Here is a 16,145-nt window from a genome sequence, read left to right on the forward strand (position 1 = left end):
GTGCGCCAGCACGTCAATCCACTCAGCCGCTTTTTCCAGCTACCCCGGCCCCTGCCGCCGCCAGCCGAGCTTTTCAGTCAGCCGGAGCTGCCTCTTCATCTCGACATTGGCTGCGCCCGCGGCCGCTTCCTGCTGGCCCTGGCCCAGCACCAGCCCAACTGCAACCATCTAGGTGTGGAAATCCGCCGGCCATTGGTGGATGGCGCCGAAGCCGACCGCCAGGCCCTGGGGCTCGGCAACCTCCACTACCTGTTCTGCAACGCCAACATCAGCCTGCAGGACTGGCTGGCGGCCCTACCCGCCGGGCTGCTGCAGCGGGTGACGATCCAGTTTCCGGATCCCTGGTTTAAGCAAAAGCATCAAAAGCGGCGGGTGCTGCAGCCCGCCCTGCTGCTGGCCCTGGCCGAGGCGCTGGGGCCGGGCCGTGAGCTGTTTATTCAGAGCGATGTGCTGGCGGTGATCACACCGATGGTGCAGCTGATCGAGGCCAGCGGCGGCTTCGATCGCCCGGCCGCAGATGGGCGCCCCTGGCGTGCCGGCAACCCCCTGGCGGTGCCAACCGAGCGCGAAACCTACGTGCTGAGCCAAGGGTTGCCTGTCTACCGAGTTCTCTACCAACGCAACGACCGCAACCTGGAAGATCAGCTCGAAGCGGTTGATAATCGGGCCTGAAGCCAGGCTGCACCCCCTTGAGCGCCCCCCCAATGCCAATTTTGCTGCGCTGGCAGGGCTGCCTGCAGCGCGCTGACAGTGGTCCGCTGGGGCGCCAGCTAACCCTGATAGCCGGCCTGGTGCTCTGCGCCCTGATGGCTGGCCTGCCCCTGGTAACCCGCAGCGGCCTCAGCCTGCTGGTGCTGGCAAGTGGCCTTCTATGGCTACTGCTGGCCCTAACCACTACCCCAGGCCCTCTGGTGGAGATCGACCGCTGGATTCTGGGAATCCTGGCCATCGCCCTGCTGGCCACAGGTTTCTCACCGGTGCCCCTGGCCGCCGCCAAGGGGCTGGTCAAACTTGTGAGCTACCTGGGCGTCTACGCCCTGATGCGCCAACTGCTAATCCTGGCTCCGGTCTGGTGGGACCGGATCGTGGCGGCGCTGCTGGCTGGAAACCTGGTCACCTGCGTGATCGGCATCCGCCAGCTCTACGGCGATAGCGGCGAACTAGCCCGCTGGGCTGACCCGAACTCCGTGGCCGATGGCACGGTGCGCATCTACAGCACCCTCGAAAACCCCAACCTGCTGGCGGGGTACCTGCTGCCGGTGCTGCCCCTAGCCCTCGTGGCCCTGCTGCGCTGGCCGGGGCGAGCCGGCAAGCTCTTTGCCCTCACTGCCCTGGTGCTGGGGGTAGTCGCCCTGGTGCTCACCTTCAGCCGCGGCGCCTGGATGGGTTTGGTGGCCGAGGCGGCAGTGATCTCACTGCTGCTTGCCGTGCGCGCCACCCGGGCCTGGCCCCTGCTCTGGCGGCGCCTGTTTCCCCTGCTGCTGCTAATTGGCGGCGCTGCCCTCTTAGTAGTTCTGGTTACCCAGGTGGAGCCGCTGCGGGTGCGGGTGATGAGCCTGGTAGCCGGCCGGCAAGACAGCTCCAACAACTTCCGCATCAACGTCTGGCTTGCAGCACTGGATATGGTCCAGGCCCGCCCGTGGCTTGGCATCGGCCCCGGCAACGACGCTTTTAACCAGATCTATCCACTGTTTCAGCAACCCAAGTTCAACGCACTCAGCGCCTACTCCATCCCCCTGGAGCTGGCGGTGGAAGCTGGCATTCCTGGCTTGCTGGCCGGGATTGGACTGCTGCTGGCCAGCCTGCGCAGCGCCACCAGCCTCTGGCGCAGTGATAGCTGCTTCAGCCTGCCGGCCCTGGCGGCGATCGCCGTAATTGTGGGGCTCACGGTGCAGGGACTCACCGACACGATCTTTTTCCGGCCGGAGGTACAACTGAGCGGCTGGTTTTGCATCGCCACCCTGGCTGCCGGAGCTAGCCGCGCCGAAGGCCGTGGCTGAACCAGGCCTGATTGCCGGCTTCGATGCCGGCCAAACCCACACCAGCTGTCGCGTCAGCGATGCCTGCAGTGGTGAAATGCTGGGTGAAGGCCAGGGGCCAGGGGTGTGCCATCTGGCCGCAGCCGACGGCCCCGCCCGCTTCTGCCAGGCCCTTCAAGTCAGCCTGGCGCAGGCGCGCCTGCACCTGCCACACACCGGCACGCCCCTGCTAGCCGCCGGCATTGGCGCCAGTGGCATCGAAGTGGGCAGCTCCGTCCAGGAGCTGGGCCGGCAGCTGGCGGCCGCGGCCCTGCAACTACCCCTTGAGCGCCTAGTAGTCACGGGAGATGAGCGCACTGCCCTGCGCGGAGCCATGGGCAACCAGCAGGGCGGTGCAGGCATCCTGGTGATCAGCGGCACCGGCTCGATTGCCGTGGGTCGCAACGGCGAGAATCGGGAGCACCGCTGCGGTGGCTGGGGCTGGCTGCTCGATGGCAGCGGTTCGGCGATGGATATCGGCCACGACGCCCTGATGGCAAGCGTACGCATGTCAGATGGCCGGGATCGGGACACCGCCCTGCGGCACACCCTCTGGAGCGCGCTGGCTGTAGGCAGCGCCCAGGAGCTGAAAGCGCTGGTGGTGCAGGCAGACTTCGGCCCAGCCGGCTTCGCCCGCCTGGCTCCCTATGTGGATCAGCTCGCCGAGGCCGGAGACGCCGAGGCGATGACGATCATCGAGCGATCCGGGGCCGGCCTGGCTGACCTGGTGGCCGGTGTGGCCGCAGCCCTAGGCCTATCGAGCCCCCGAGTGGCTGCGGTGGGGGGCGCGATCACCCATCTGGGCATGCTCCAGCGAGCCTGGTGCGCTGAGCTGGCCGCGCGACTGCCAGAGGCCACGCTCGTGGCGCCCCACCGGGACGCGTGCCACGGAGCTCTGCTGATGGCGGGCGACCTGTTGACGAACTCGGCAGACGCTCCAGGGGGTTCAGCCCGGTGCGCTTGAGGAATCGGTCCGCACCACTTGGCCTGAATCCTTTGGGCCCCGCATAATTCGACTAACGGCAGGGCTGGGCGGGATCGCATGGGAATGCACAACCTGCTTAAGTCACGCACAGGCAGACGTTGGCGCTGGCGCCGCTGCCTCCGGGATTTACGCCGTCAGCGGCCACCGCGCGGACTGGTTCCTGCCCTGCTGGGCACGACCTTAATTAGCAGTGGAGTAATCCTAAGCGCCGCCCTGAACAGCGAGCGCTTCAAGAATGATCTGCTTCGTCAGTTCGTCGAGGAAAAAATCAATCAGATTGCTCGCAATCTTGAGGCTGAAACCCTCGATTGGGCCGTCTGGAACGAGACCCACGATCATCTCCTAAATCGCAATCCCGACTACTACAAGGATCAATACAACCAGTACAGCTTTGCCCGCACACCGTTTGTGGTGTCCCTGAGCCGGCAAGGGAGCATTCACTCAAGCACCACCTGGGATTTCAAAACAAAGCAGCCTGTTCCACTTTCGTCTACCCAAGAAAAAGCGGTTCAGCAACAGATTCCCAGCAGAACGCCCCTGCAGGCGAGCACCTTCCTGGGGCGCTTCGAGGGGCGCCCCTTTCTGTTCTCAGCCCAGCCGGTGCGCTCCACCGACAGCAGCGCACCCCCGGCCGGCCGGCTGCTGTTCGTGCGCCCCCTTGACACCAATGATGTGTCCTTCAAGGACAGCGCCACCCTGAACCGGGCCCTAGGCGTGACCCGGGAGTTCTACGGCAAGCCCCCAGGCCGACAGCTAAATCCCCTGGCTCCGCTATACGTCACCGTGCCCCTACAGCGCTGGCAGGCCACCACGCCGATGCAGCTGGTGATCGAACGCCAGCCACGGGAACGCCTCCAGGCCCTGCGCACCATCGCCGGCCTGATCCTGATCGCCACCGTGCTGCTGGTGCTGGTGATGCTGCGCACCTATGCCCAAGGCCGACGCTTCCGGCTTCTCGAACTGCGCAATCAACGCACCCGCCTGCAGACCAGCCGCGATCTGAAAAAGCGCCGCAACCACGACGAGCTCACCGGACTGCTCAGTGAATCCGGACTGCTGCAGGCCACGGTCAGCCAAGCCAGCAGATTCACCGGGTTCACGCAGGCGATCGCCCATATCAATCTCGACCATTTCTCCCTGATCACCAACGGACTCGGCAAAAGCCAGGGGGATCAGGTGCTCCTCACCTTTGCCAGCCGCCTGAAGGAAACCATCCATCCCAGCGGGGCCATCTCCCGGATCGGCGGCGACAAATTCGCCTGCAGCCTCATCGGCACCAGCGTCTCGGCGCTGCGCACGGAAGTGTCGAGCCTCAGCCAGCACCTCAACGACCTCAAGATCGATATCAACGGCCAACCCCTCAACATCACCGTCAGCATCGGCGCCTCGTTGATCGAAGACTCCAACCATGCCCGGGCCATGCATGAAGCGAGCGTGGCCTGCTCCGTGGTCAAGGTGGAAGGGGGCCACGGCTATCAGTTCTATGGCGATGCCAAAGGAAGCACCAGCAGCTATCTGGCGATCCAGCAGGCCAACCAGGAACTGATCACAGCCATCCATGACAGGAGACTGGCGCTACACGCCCAACATGCCTGGCAACTCAATCAGGGCTCAGAACTGTCAGCCACCTATGTGGAACTGCTCTGCCGAATTCAGCACCCGGACACCGGCAAACCCTACTGGCGTGAAAATATCATCGATGCAGCACAGTTCTGTGGCAGCCTCCCGCTCTTCGATCAGACGATCATCGAGCTGGCCTGCAGCAATCTCAGCAACTTGAAGCAGCAGGGTGTTGGACCGGGCGCCCATTCCCAGATCGTCTATGCCATCAACATCACACCAGACACGCTGATCTCACCCTCCTTCGTGCAGTCGCTGGACCAGCTGGTCGACAGCCATGACCTCGACCCCAGCATGATCTGCCTAGAGATCACAGAACAGGCAGCATTGCGCAACCCGGGCGAAGCAGTTGTAGCGATGAAAAAATTGCGCCAACTTGGATTCCGGCTGGCCCTGGATGATTTCGGCACGGGCATGACATCCCTGGGCTATCTGCGCGACCTCCCCCTCGACTACGTGAAGATCGACAAGAGTTTCATCCGCAAGTCCTCCCAGGACAAAGCCAGCAACCTTGTTGTGCAGTTCGTGGTGGAACTCAGCAAGGAGATTGGTTTCCAGACCATCGCCGAAGGCGTGGAGGACATGGAGCAACTTCTGGAACTCCAGGCGGCGGGAATCTCGATTGCCCAGGGCTACCTGATCACCCGGCCCAGGCCATTTCTGTGCAAGCCCCAGGAGTGGATCTTCGCCCAGTCCGGGGCGCAGATCCTGACCGATCATCGCGAACCTACCTCGGTGGTCTGAACCAGATGGCGGCGGAGTGGATACCCCCCCATCCCGCCCAGCCACAGGTGATCGTGCGACCGTGTGACCTCGGCTTTGGCCTGTTCGCCGGGCGCCCCTTCGCCGCGGAGGAACACATTCTGGTCTTCACAGGACCGGAGCTCAGTTTCGAGTCGATGGTCGCCCGAGGGGAAGCCGAGGCCAATGCCCTCCAAATCGACGACTGCCTCTATCTCGACATCGGAGCCCCTGGGGTCTACGCCAACCACTCCTGCTGCCCCAACGCGGGCATCCGCCAGGACCGTCAGCTAGTTGCGCTGCGGCCTATCCAGGCCGGGGAGGAGATCCGCTACGACTACTCCACCACGATGTGGGAGGACCACTGGACCATGGACTGCCGCTGCGGCCAGGTGAACTGCCGTCGGCTGATTGCCGACTTTCATACCCTGCCGCCCCTGCTGCAGCGCCGCTACCTGCACCTGCAGGTGGTGCAGACCTTCATTGTCAGACGCCTACGGCGGCAGGTCAGGCCCCATTGAGGTGCTGCTCCGCTGCGGCGGCCAGCTGGCTTGACCAGTGGTCCACCAGCTGCTGATCGGCGGCCTCAACCATCACCCGCAGCAGCGGTTCGGTGCCGCTAGCGCGCACCAGCACCCGGCCCTGTCCCTCCATCGCAATCTCCGCCTGCTCCACGGCGAGCCGTAGCGGCTCGCAGGAGTGCCACTGCTGGCGCCGTTGCCGGTCTGGCACCGTCACATTCACCAGGGTCTGGGGGTAGGGCTTGAAACTGCTATCCATCCAGTCGGCCAGTGATTGGCCACTGCGGTGCAACAACGTGGCCACCTGCAAAGCGGTGAGCAGCCCATCGCCGCTCATGCCATGGCGGGCCGACAAAATATGGCCCGACTGCTCGCCACCGAGGCCAGAGCCCAACTGCTCCATCGCCTGGTGGACGTATTGATCACCAACGGCGGTGCGCTCGAGCACCCCTCCCTTGGCCTGCCAGGCACGCTCAAAGCCGAGGTTGGACATCACCGTGGCGACGATGCGATTGGCCGGTAACTGGCCCGCATCAAGCAGAGACGATCCCCACAGATAAAGGATCTGGTCGCCGTCGACCACCCGGCCCCGGCCATCCACCGCCAGCATCCGATCTGCATCGCCATCGAAACCAAAACCCATGCTGGCTCCGCTCTCCAGCACCGCGCGCCTGAGAGGCTCGAGGTGGGTGCTGCCGCAATCCACGTTGATGCGCGTTCCATCCGGCTTGCCGTGCAACACGGTGAGTTCTGCGCCTAAGGCCCGAAACACCGCCTCGCCACAGGCAGCAGCCGAGCCCCAACAGAGGTCCAGCACAATCTTGCAACCTTCCAGGCGCCGACCCATGACGCTCGCCACCAAGGACCGCTGGTAGTCGGCCAGTAAATCGGGGCGGTCCTGCACCACTCCTGTGCCCAAGAAGCCGCCGGAAGCACCTATTGCCGGGCCAGCCCCAACCCCCTGCAGCCCAGCCTCGATCGCCTGCTGCTGGCCGCGGCTCAGCTTGGCGCCGGAGGCGCCAAACACCTTGATGCCGTTGTCTTCAGGGGGGTTGTGGCTGGCGGACACCATCAGACCTCCAGCCGCGCCAAGACGGCGAATGGCGCCAGGAATCGCTGGCGTAGGGCATAGACCCAGGGTCCATACCTGCCTACCTGCAGCCGTGAGCCCGGCGGTGAGCGCCGCCACCAGCATCGGGCCACTGCTGCGGGAATCCATGCCGATCAGCACCGGCGCCCCCTGGGGCAACACCTGGCCGCACCAGAAGCCAACCTGCAAAGCCAAAGCCGGGCTCACCTGGGTTCCCACCCGGCCACGGATGCCATCGGTTCCGAAACCGGCCACACCACCCCGCAGGGGCAAGCCAACGGGATGGGGAGCCAGATCGGCCATGGGCAGCGGCAGATGCCTAGGTGGTACTCAGGTTACGTGGGCTGCTGCAAAGCGCTCGCCATGGCTGGCCTGGGCCATGTAGGGGCCGAAGCCCCTTCAGCGCCAGCGGCGGGGCCACCAGATCCAGAGCACCAGTTCGCCAATCGTCCAGAGCAGTAGCCCACCCACCACCCAGCCGGGCAACCAGCTCAATGGCCAAAAAGGGCGCAGCAGCAGCACCAGGCCCGATACCGCCAACACCCGCAGGGCCCGCAACCGCTGCTCAGCTCCAGGCAAGGTGGAGAGATAGGGGGGTAGGGAGGGCAGGCGCACCAGCTAAGCGGGATTCACACCTCCCCAGAATGGCGAAGCCGCGCCGCTATTGCCCTTGGCTCGCCTCCCCCTGCTGCTGGCCATCACCTGCTTGGGCAGCGGCGCCGCCTTAGGGGGCGGCAGGGCACTGCTGACCCTGATTCCCGCGCCAGACCCCAACACACCCACCCCAACCCTGGAGCGCCTGCGGCGGTTCTCGCCCGATCCGGAGCGGCGGCGCGAGGCCAGCTTGCTGCTGCAGCCGCGCCAGGCAAAAGGCGACTTAGCCGGCGAGCGCCGGTTGCTGCGCGGCCAGGGCTGGGGTGGCGATGAGCTAGCAGCCCTGGTGCTTAAACGCGATGCCCTGGCCGCCGAAGCCCTGGGTGATCAGGCAGCCGCCCAGCAACGCTGGCAGCAGCTGGTGCGGCGCTTCCCCGACACGCCCGCCGCGGCCGATGGGCTTTATGCCCTGGGCCGGCAGCAACCCCAGCTGCGGCAGAAACTACGCAGCCGCTTCGCCGCCCATCCCGCGGCCCTAGCGGCGGCCGTGGAGGCGGGCCCGAGCGACGCAGATCGCCTCCAGGCAGCCCTGCACCTGGCCCGGCACGGTGTGCGCTGGCCCGGTGCGGGGCCACGCTTGCGCCAGGCCTGCCAGAGCACGGCCGCAGCAGCCACCCCTAACCAGCGGGACCAATTGGCAAGGGGCCTGGCCCAGCTAGGCGACTCGGCCGCCGCCCTGAGCTGCCTCAAGGGCACTCCGCCCAGCCCAGAAACCCAGCTAGCCATCGGCCGAGCCCTGCTCAGTGGCGGCAGCGAGCAGCAGGCCCGGGCAGAAAGCCTGCTGCTGCAACTGGCCAAAGCCGCGCCGCGCTCCAGCCAGGCCAGCGAGGCCGCGGCCCTGCTGAGCGACCAGCCCGGGCCCAGGGCTCTCCAGGCCCTGAACGGGCTGCCCTCTGCTCTGCAAGACACGGCCCCGGTGCGGGCGCGGCGGGCGATGGAGAGTGGCGACATCGGCGCGACGCTGGCGGTGCTGCAGCGCTGGCCCAACGATCCAGCCAGCTGGGAACTGCAGTGGCAGCAAGCCCGTCAGGCCCTGCTCAAGCGCCAATGGGCAACGGCCACAACGCTGCTGAGTGCCCCGATCGGTCGTGAATTGCCGGTGGGGCTGGTGGGACGCCAGCGCTTCTGGCTGGGTTTCAGCCAGAAGCAGCAAGGGGCCACCGCCAAAGCAGAACGCACCTGGAGTGATCTGACCAAACAGCATCCCGGCGGCTACTACGGCTGGCGGGCGGCGGTGCGCCTAGGCCGCGGCGATCTCAACCTCGATCCCCGCAGCAGCCCGGCCCTTGTGCAACCCCGATGGCACCCCCTAGGCAGCGGCGACTGGCAGATCGACCGGCTCTGGCGCCTGGGCCAACCCCTGGAAGCCTGGGAGCACTGGCGCACGGGGCGGAGCTCCCCCCCCGCCAGTCCCCAGGAGCTGCTTGCGGAAGGCCGGCTACGCCGGGCCGTGGGAGACCACTGGATGGGACTCGGCCAACTCGAGCAAGCCAGCCTGCGCCTACCGCTGAATGCAAACTGCGCCCTGGTCCAACAGCTGGAGCGCGACCTGCAAACCGCCAGCTTCGTGGCGGAGCTCGAGCAGGCTGGCGCAACCGCCGGGGTGCCGGCAAACCTGCTGGCAGCCGTAGCCAAACAGGAATCGCGCTTCAGCCCGGGGGTGAGCTCCGGCGCCGGTGCCGTTGGCTTGTTGCAACTGATGCCTGCCACCGCCGCCGAACTAGCCGGCACGCCCCTGACAACCGATGCCCTCACCGACCCAGCCCGCAATGCCCAGCTAGGCGCGCTCTACCTAAAGCAACTGCTGGGCCAGTGGCAGGGCAACCCCGTGCTGATGGCTGCCAGCTACAACGCCGGCCCCGGTGCCACCTCTGGCTGGGTGACGCCCCAACTGCAACAGGAACCGGAGCTATGGATAGAAGCAATCCCCTACCCGGAAACCCGGCTTTACGTCAAAAAAGTGCTTGGCAACCTTTGGAGCTTCCAGCAGAGACCCCTAACTAGCTGCTAGCCACCGCTGGCCAGCCAGCGGCCCACCCATGCCCCTGACAACACCAGCACCCCCAGCACCCCTGCCAGCAGCACCGGCGGGGGTGCCACCCGAATCCGGGCAAGATCGAGGCGTGCCAACAACACGGTGGTGCCCAGGATCAGCACATTGGTAAGCACTTTGAGGTGGAGCAGATAGAGGCCCCCCACCGTGACGATCAACAGGCTGATCACCAGGCTCATCACCCGACTGGCGGCCATCAAATTGGAAATCCGCTGCAGCAGCAGGTCGGGCATGGTGCACACCACCACCACCAGCAAGGCGTGGAGACAGTCAAGTGACCAGAACAAGCTGGATAGCTGCCCCATCCCCGACGCTGCCGCACCCTCGAGCGGCTGGCTCCACTGCAGCCCCTCGTAAACGGATATCACCACCAGCACCAGCAGCATCGGCGCCCGCAAGGGCAGCAACAGCAGACGCAACATCGCCATCACGGGGGAGCCAGCACCAGGGAAATCGCATCCAGAGGGCAACTCGGAATGCACTGTTCGCACACCAAGCAGCGTTGCGCATCGAATTGCAGCTGCCAAGCCGGCTGGCTCAAGCTGAGGGCACCGCTGGGGCAAACGCTCGAGCAGATGCCGCAGTCGACACAGAGACTGCTGTCTACGGCTATCTGACCAGGCGCCCGGTTGATGCCAAGCCCCTGACTTTCTAGCCAGGCCTCCGCCGCCGTCAGTTCGTCTATGTCACCGGAGAGCTCCACCACCATGGTGCCGCTCTGGTTGGGGGAAATCTGGGCCCGCAGGATCTTGGCGGCGATATCGAAATCCACCGCCAGCCGATAGGTGATCGGCTGATGCACCGCTTCGCGGGGAAAGTGCAGGGTGAGGCGCCGTTTCACGAGGATCCGGTTCGCGAGAACAGCACGCTTACCTCCGCAAAACGCTAGCAAGCACTGGCAAAGTGCAGTCATGACCAACTCCACCCCGAATTCCGGCCTGGGGCCAAGCGAAAGGCTGCTGCTAGTCGTGCTGGCGGCCCTACTGGCAGCGGGCCTGCTGTGGTTCCGGGGCGGCCTGAATCCGGAGGCTCCCCTGGAGCGCTTGGCGCGCCAATCCCTGGATCTACCCGTGGCCTTGCGCAATGGCAAGCCAACGCTTGTGGAGTTCTACGCCGACTGGTGCGACGCCTGCCGCACCATGGCTCCGGCGATGGAAACGATCGAAGCCCAACACCGCGGCCAGCTCGATGTGGTGCTGCTCAACGTTGACAATCCGCGCTGGCAGCCGGAGCTGGAGCGCTACGAGGTCAACGGCATTCCCCAACTTGAGCTGTTCAATGCTGCCGGTGAAGCGGTGGGCCGCTCGATTGGCGCTCGCAGCCTGAGCGAATTGCGCGCCCTCAGCAGCGCCCTGATCGCCGGCGAACCCCTGCCACCCCTAGCCGGAGTGGGTGCCGTCAGCAACCTCAGCCAAGCCGCTGGCGAAGTTGCGGCAGCGGAGCCAGGTACTGCCACGATGGCCGGACCCCGCAGCCACGGTTGACGCCTGCCATGGATTCCCGTTTCCGCGTTGCCCTGATCGCCGCCACGCCCAACCCCCAGCAGTGCGTTTATGCGGGCATGCATCAGGACTACAGCGAGGGCTTTGTGGCGGCAGATCCCAGCAGCTGGCCCGAGGAGAGCAAGGCAGGGGAGGTCTGCATCAAACGACTTCTCGCCGGCGAGCGCGGTCACTACGGCCCCTTAGAACACGCCCAGATCGTGCTCAACGTTGGCTGGTTTCCCCACTCGGTGATGCAGCAGGCGCGTACCCACCGGGTGGGGGTGAGCTTTGACGTGCAATCGATGCGCTACACCGGCGATCGCATCTGCAAGGCCGCCAATGGTGAACTGGAACTGGAGGAGGTGTTCTATCTACGGCCCGTAGGTAGCTATAGCGACCGGCAAGGCAAAAAATACGCCTATAGCGAAGAGCAGCGCTGCATAGATTTAGAGCTCTGCAGTGCGGCGGCGGCTCGCTACCGCGACCTTTTGGCGGCTGGCTTCGCCGAGGAGCACGCCCGCGGCATCCTGCCCTTCGACTACCGCCAGCACTTCGTGGTGAGCTTCACCTTGCGGGCATTTCTGCACTTCCTTGACCTGCGGGCCAAGCTCGACGCCCAGCTCGAAATTCGCGAACTTTGTGAATTGATGTGGCCCCACCTCCAGGCTTGGACCCCCCAATTTGCTGACTGGTATGAAAAGAGCCGCTTGCATAAGGCCAGGCTCGCCCCATAGGGCAAGCCATTTGGCGCACCTCTCGGTGCGACGCCCAGGCTCGCCCCATAGGGCGAACCATTTGCGGGAAACTAGATGCGCGCCAGGGTCACCCGCTCAGGTTGGTGTTGGTACTTGCCAGCCCGATCTTGATAGGTGGTCTCGCAGGGATCGCCCTCAAAAAAGAGCAGCTGGCAAATTCCCTCATTTGCGTAAATTCGGCAGTCAGCACCCGAAGAATTACTGAACTCCAGGGTTAGGTGACCTTCCCAGCCGGCTTCCGCTGGCGTCGTATTAACAATGATGCCTAGCCGGGCGTATGTGCTCTTACCCAGGCAGATCACCGTGATATTTGATGGCACCTTCATCTTCTCCAGTGCTACTCCCAAGCCATAGGAATGGGCTGGCAAGATGAAATAGGAGCCATCCTCGTCATCGCGCAGGGGAGCGGGTTCGAGGTTTGCCGGGTTGAACCGCTTGGGGTTCATCACGGTGCCAGGCACATGCCGAAAGATCAAAAATTCCTTAGCCGACAACCGCAAGTCGTAGCCATAGGAAGAGCAGCCGTAGCTGAGCACCGGCGAGCCCGCCGTCTCGGGATCGAGGTGGCGCACCAGGCTCGACTGAAACGGCTGCAACATGCCTGCCGCAGCCTGCTCATTGATCCAGCGGTCGTTCTTCAGCATCAGAGACCTCGGCGCAACTGGGTGACTTGATCAGCCATGGCCATCAACTCAGGAGTCATGGCTGGCCCTGTCAAAATGACATCTAAATGGGCCGGTCGGCGCTCCAAGGTTGCTAGCACTTCAGCCTGATCGATGTAGCCCAACTCCACAGCCAAGCCCAGCTCGTCGAGCACCATCAGATCGACCGCACCACTGAGCAGCTGCTCGCGGCTGAAGGCCCACACCTGGCGCACCGCCTCCAACAACTCGAGCTCCTGGTGGGCAGCTGGCTCTGACAGACAGGCAGGCACGCCGGGCCGCAGCCATTGCAGACGCCCGCACAGCCAGACGCTGCTGCCGAGGCCCTGATCTACGCCGCCCTTAAGAAACTGAGTAACCAGCACCCGGCTGCCCAAGCCGGCACTACGCAGGGCCTGGCTGAGCACGGCACCGAAACTGCCGCGGAAAGGCGCCGTATGGATTTGCAATAAGCCCTCCGACTGGGCCACGAGCCGCAATGCCGGCGCAGCCGCCACGGCCAAAGGGCGATGGCCAGAGCGCTGAGGTTGGTGCTGGACCGCCGGAAAACCAGCTCCAGAGGAGGAGGTGAGGCCTGAGACGGGCAAGCTCGCGGTCATGAACAACCTGAATAAAAACCTGGAAAATCGAAAAACAGACCTGGAGCGCCGCGAGCAGCCCATGGCCCCGCGGAGCTGAATGTAGCGGGATCGGGCCGCTCCACAAGCAAACGACACCATCCCTAGCGGAAACATACGTACTGGTGCGCCGGTGGCGCCGGCGGTGTCATCTCAAACCGTGTGTATTGCTACAAGCCACCCCCCGGGTGATCCTTAAGGTCCCGGCACTTGCCCATACCTTGATGGTTGGCGCTACCCACGGATTTAGCCGTACCGCCAACACCCCATCGACGGGTGCCCCTGGCGTGGTGGCAGGCATGGGCAGCGCCGGCCAGGGCAACCCCACCCTGCTGGAAGTGATCCGGGGCCTGGCCGGCAGCAGTGTCGAGACGATCGAACGGGGCAAGACGATCTTTTTCCCCGGCGATCCAGCCGAGCGGGTCTATCTGCTGCGGCGCGGAGCGGTCCGGCTTTCGCGGGTATATGAATCCGGCGAGGAGATCACCGTGGCCCTGTTGCGTGAAAACAGCCTATTTGGTGTGCTGTCGCTGCTTACCGGCCAGCGCTCCGACCGCTTTTATCACGCTGTGGCCTTCACAAGGGTCGAGATGGTGACCGCACCAGCCACCTCGGTGCGCCGGGCGATCGAGCAGGACGCCAGCGTGGGCTTGCTGCTGCTGCAGGGCCTGTCTTCGCGGATCCTGCAGACCGAAACGATGATCGAAACCCTCACCCACCGCGACATGAGCTCGCGGCTGGTGAGCTTTCTGCTGGTGCTGTGCCGCGATTTCGGCGTTCCCAGCTCGGAAGGGATCACGATTGATCTGCGCCTCTCCCACCAGGCGATTGCCGAAGCGATTGGCTCCACCCGGGTCACAATCACTCGCCTGCTGGGCGACCTGCGCAACGACGGGCTGGTTCAGATCGACCGCAAAAAGATCACTGTGTTTGATCCAATCGCCCTAGCCAAGCGCTTCAGCTGAACGCCAGAGATACTGGGGCCCTTCGCGGACGTATGTGACGGGCTGGCTGCTGATCCTCGCTCTGCTCGCCCTGGGGGGAGTGCTCTCCACCCTGGGCGACCGACTCGGCAGCCTGGTGGGCAAGGCGCGCTTGAGCTTGTTGGGGATGCGGCCCCGCCGCACCGCCGTGTTGATCACGGTGCTCACCGGCAGCCTGATCAGTGCCATCTCCCTCGGCCTGATGCTGCTGGTGAGCGAGCGGCTGCGCACGGGCCTGTTTGAACTCGATCGACTGGAGCAACGGCTGCAAACCAGCCGCAGCCAACTGAGCCGCAGCAACAGCCAACTAGCCAGCAGCCGCCTGGAGGTGGCTCGGGCTGAACAGGGCAAACGCGAGGCCCAGACGCGCTTTGAGCAGGCCCAAGCCCGGGCCAGCAAATTGCGCCAGGAGCTGGCGCCACTTTTAGCCCAGCGCAACCAGCTGGAGCTGGAGCGCAGCCGTCTCAGCCAGGAGGTGAAGGGGCGGGATGCGGAAATCCGCCGCACCGAAGCGGAACTGGCCCAGGTGCGCCGCCGGATCAGCGCCGGTGCCAAAGAACTTAAGGACCTGGAGAGCAACCTGATTGCCCTGCGTCGCGGCGACGTGGTGCTCAGCAGCGGTCAGACCCTGGCCAGCGCCAAGGTGACCCTTGAGCGCCCCGAGCAGGCCACGGAGGTGATCACCGCCTTGCTGCAGCAGGCCAATCTCAACGCCTTCAGGCGGGTGCTGCCCGGCCAGCCCCCCGATCGCCAGATCCTGCTGGTACCAAAGAGCGACATCAGCAAGCTGGAGGGCCTGCTCGCCAAGCCCGGCAGCTGGGTGGTGAGCATTCTCTCGGCCGCCAACGTGCTGAGGGGCGAGCGCCAGGTGCTTGCCTTCCCAGACCTACGCCCCAACCGCCCAGTAGTTAAGGCAGGTGAAGTGCTGGCCAGCACCACGATCGAGGGCGACCTCACAGCCCTGGAGCCAGTTTCGCGGCGACTCAACCTGCTGCTGGCCGCTGCCTATGCCCGAGCCCAGCGCCAGGGCACGTTGGTGGAAGGGCTGCAGTTCGATGCGGCCAGCTTCAAACAGCTGGCCCGGGAGCTGAGCGAGCGCCAGTCCGGCCAGGTTGCCCAACTAGAAGCCCTCGCCATCAACAGCGCCAGCACCGCCGACCCAATTGCGGTGGAATTGCGCTGGTTGGCGGCCCCAGCTCCCGCCCAATCGGGGCCGGGCCCTCGCCGCCCATGACGGGCGCTGCGACGGGCCTGGTGGCAGGACTCGATCCCGGGCGCAGCAAATGCGGTCTAGTGCTGGCGGATCCTGCCGCTCGCCAGATCCGGCAGGCTGCCATCCTGCCCCCGCAAGCCTGCCTCGCCCTGCTCAAAAGCTGGCAGCAAGTGGGGCTTGGCCAGGTCGTGCTCGGCAATGGCACCGGTAGCCAAGACTGGCGCAGCCGGCTTGGCCAGCAGCGGCTGGCGCTAGCGGTGGTGAATGAAAGCGGCAGCACCCTGGCAGCCCGCGAGCGCTACTGGCAGCTGTGGCCCCCTAGGGGCTGGCGGCGGCTACTGCCGGCGGGCTTGCGCTTGCCCCCCCGGGATATCGACGATGTGGTGGCCCAGCTGCTGATTGAGCGCTATTGCGGGATGACCCTGAAGCGCAGCAACCAGGAGCTGCTGAGGCAATGGCCGCTGCCGGTCGCCGGCGGCTAAATCGGTTTAAAAACGGGCCCGAACCGTGAAGACGTAGTCACCGCCAGGCTCAAGCTGGTAGTCGACCTTGAGCAGGTAGCGCAGCAGGGCGTCCTGGATCAGAGCCCTGCCCAAAGAAGGCTCAACGCTGAGTTCACCGCGGTCAAAGGCCCAGCGGAAACTCCATTTGTAGCCGCCGGCACTCACCTCCCCCTCCAGCAGCCGCTGGCTGAAGCTCTGATGCAGCACCCGCAACTGGGCAGTGGTGGAGGGAAGACGTGCCATCGG

At 65.0% G+C, this 16,145-nt stretch carries 18 protein-coding genes; 11 read left to right on the forward strand and 7 right to left on the reverse strand.

The genetic code is table 11. From position 1 onward, the window contains the following. The 5 genes from trmB (at nucleotide 1) to U9970_RS11260 (ending at nucleotide 5,885) form a co-directional block, all read left to right on the forward strand. A complete protein-coding gene (trmB, locus tag U9970_RS11240; protein ID WP_322766117.1) occupies nucleotides 1–672 on the forward strand; it encodes a tRNA (guanosine(46)-N7)-methyltransferase TrmB in 672 nt (223 codons plus the stop codon). A gap of 32 nt (nucleotides 673–704) precedes the next feature. Next, on the forward strand, nucleotides 705–2,000 hold the full coding sequence (locus U9970_RS11245; protein ID WP_322766118.1) for an IctB family putative bicarbonate transporter: 1,296 nt from the start codon (nucleotides 705–707) through the stop codon (nucleotides 1,998–2,000). Further along, complete coding sequence (locus U9970_RS11250; protein ID WP_322764266.1) at nucleotides 1,993–2,982, forward strand: BadF/BadG/BcrA/BcrD ATPase family protein; 990 nt, start codon at nucleotides 1,993–1,995, stop codon at nucleotides 2,980–2,982. The genes U9970_RS11245 and U9970_RS11250 overlap by 8 nt, the downstream gene beginning before the upstream one ends. Nucleotides 2,983–3,060: 78 nt before the next feature. Beyond that, nucleotides 3,061–5,367, forward strand: coding sequence for a sensor domain-containing diguanylate cyclase (locus U9970_RS11255; RefSeq protein WP_322764267.1), 2,307 nt, complete (start codon nucleotides 3,061–3,063; stop codon nucleotides 5,365–5,367). 5 nt (nucleotides 5,368–5,372) lie between these two features. Then, complete coding sequence (locus tag U9970_RS11260; RefSeq protein WP_322764268.1) at nucleotides 5,373–5,885, forward strand: SET domain-containing protein; 513 nt, start codon at nucleotides 5,373–5,375, stop codon at nucleotides 5,883–5,885. Here U9970_RS11260 and glmM read toward each other — a convergent pair. Then, nucleotides 5,872–7,278 (reverse strand): phosphoglucosamine mutase, encoded by a 1,407-nt coding sequence (gene glmM, locus U9970_RS11265; protein ID WP_322764269.1) that lies wholly within the window; start codon nucleotides 7,276–7,278, stop codon nucleotides 5,872–5,874. The two genes, U9970_RS11260 and glmM, sit on opposite strands and share 14 nt — an antisense overlap. A 96-nt stretch (nucleotides 7,279–7,374) precedes the next feature. Then, complete coding sequence (locus tag U9970_RS11270) at nucleotides 7,375–7,590, reverse strand: hypothetical protein (RefSeq protein ID WP_322764270.1); 216 nt, start codon at nucleotides 7,588–7,590, stop codon at nucleotides 7,375–7,377. 55 nt (nucleotides 7,591–7,645) lie between these two features. Here U9970_RS11270 and U9970_RS11275 point away from each other — a divergent pair, with 55 nt between their 5' ends. Then, nucleotides 7,646–9,640, forward strand: a complete 1,995-nt coding sequence (locus U9970_RS11275; RefSeq protein ID WP_322764271.1) for a lytic transglycosylase domain-containing protein — start codon at nucleotides 7,646–7,648, stop codon at nucleotides 9,638–9,640. Here the strand turns inward: U9970_RS11275 and U9970_RS11280 are convergent. Together U9970_RS11280 and U9970_RS11285 are read right to left on the reverse strand one after the other, a co-directional pair. After that, nucleotides 9,637–10,110, reverse strand: a complete 474-nt coding sequence (locus tag U9970_RS11280; RefSeq protein ID WP_106632293.1) for a hypothetical protein — start codon at nucleotides 10,108–10,110, stop codon at nucleotides 9,637–9,639. The genes U9970_RS11275 and U9970_RS11280 overlap by 4 nt on opposite strands. Continuing rightward, nucleotides 10,110–10,523 carry an NIL domain-containing protein gene (locus tag U9970_RS11285; RefSeq protein ID WP_322764272.1) on the reverse strand — a complete coding sequence of 138 codons (414 nt, stop codon included), beginning with the start codon at nucleotides 10,521–10,523 and terminating at the stop codon, nucleotides 10,110–10,112. The genes U9970_RS11280 and U9970_RS11285 overlap by 1 nt, the downstream gene beginning before the upstream one ends. 70 nt (nucleotides 10,524–10,593) lie before the next feature. Here U9970_RS11285 and U9970_RS11290 point away from each other — a divergent pair, with 70 nt between their 5' ends. Together U9970_RS11290 and thyX are read left to right on the forward strand one after the other, a co-directional pair. Beyond that, entirely contained in the window at nucleotides 10,594–11,166 is a 573-nt protein-coding gene (locus U9970_RS11290) for a thioredoxin domain-containing protein (protein ID WP_322764273.1), read from the forward strand. 8 nt (nucleotides 11,167–11,174) lie between these two features. Continuing rightward, nucleotides 11,175–11,900 carry an FAD-dependent thymidylate synthase gene (thyX, locus tag U9970_RS11295; RefSeq protein WP_322764274.1) on the forward strand — a complete coding sequence of 242 codons (726 nt, stop codon included), beginning with the start codon at nucleotides 11,175–11,177 and terminating at the stop codon, nucleotides 11,898–11,900. 71 nt (nucleotides 11,901–11,971) lie between these two features. Here thyX and dcd read toward each other — a convergent pair whose 3' ends face one another. Beyond that, the gene (gene dcd / locus U9970_RS11300; protein ID WP_322764275.1) at nucleotides 11,972–12,565 is read right to left on the reverse strand and encodes a dCTP deaminase; all 594 of its coding nucleotides are present in this window, start codon (nucleotides 12,563–12,565) and stop codon (nucleotides 11,972–11,974) included. Further along, nucleotides 12,565–13,182: a cob(I)yrinic acid a,c-diamide adenosyltransferase gene (locus U9970_RS11305; protein WP_322764276.1), complete on the reverse strand. Its 618-nt coding sequence runs from the start codon at nucleotides 13,180–13,182 to the stop codon at nucleotides 12,565–12,567. The genes dcd and U9970_RS11305 overlap by 1 nt, the downstream gene beginning before the upstream one ends. A gap of 242 nt (nucleotides 13,183–13,424) precedes the next feature. On the opposite strand from U9970_RS11305, the gene ntcA reads away from it, so the two are divergent. The 3 genes from ntcA to U9970_RS11320 are packed head-to-tail and all read left to right on the forward strand — an operon-like array spanning nucleotide 13,425 to nucleotide 15,878. Continuing rightward, entirely contained in the window at nucleotides 13,425–14,165 is a 741-nt protein-coding gene (ntcA, locus tag U9970_RS11310; protein WP_106632287.1) for a global nitrogen regulator NtcA, read from the forward strand. 34 nt (nucleotides 14,166–14,199) lie between these two features. Next, complete coding sequence (locus U9970_RS11315) at nucleotides 14,200–15,417, forward strand: DUF3084 domain-containing protein (RefSeq protein ID WP_322764277.1); 1,218 nt, start codon at nucleotides 14,200–14,202, stop codon at nucleotides 15,415–15,417. Continuing rightward, nucleotides 15,414–15,878: a RuvC family protein gene (locus tag U9970_RS11320; RefSeq protein ID WP_322764278.1), complete on the forward strand. Its 465-nt coding sequence runs from the start codon at nucleotides 15,414–15,416 to the stop codon at nucleotides 15,876–15,878. Before U9970_RS11315 ends, U9970_RS11320 begins: the two co-directional genes overlap by 4 nt. A 6-nt stretch (nucleotides 15,879–15,884) precedes the next feature. On the opposite strand, the gene U9970_RS11325 is transcribed toward U9970_RS11320, so the two are convergent. Then, on the reverse strand, nucleotides 15,885–16,142 hold the full coding sequence (locus tag U9970_RS11325) for a DUF3146 family protein (RefSeq protein ID WP_322764279.1): 258 nt from the start codon (nucleotides 16,140–16,142) through the stop codon (nucleotides 15,885–15,887). Between the last annotated feature and the right edge of the window lie 3 nt (nucleotides 16,143–16,145).

This window comes from Cyanobium usitatum str. Tous, from assembly GCF_963920485.1.
Lineage (GTDB): Bacteria > Cyanobacteriota > Cyanobacteriia > PCC-6307 > Cyanobiaceae > Cyanobium_A > Cyanobium_A usitatum_A.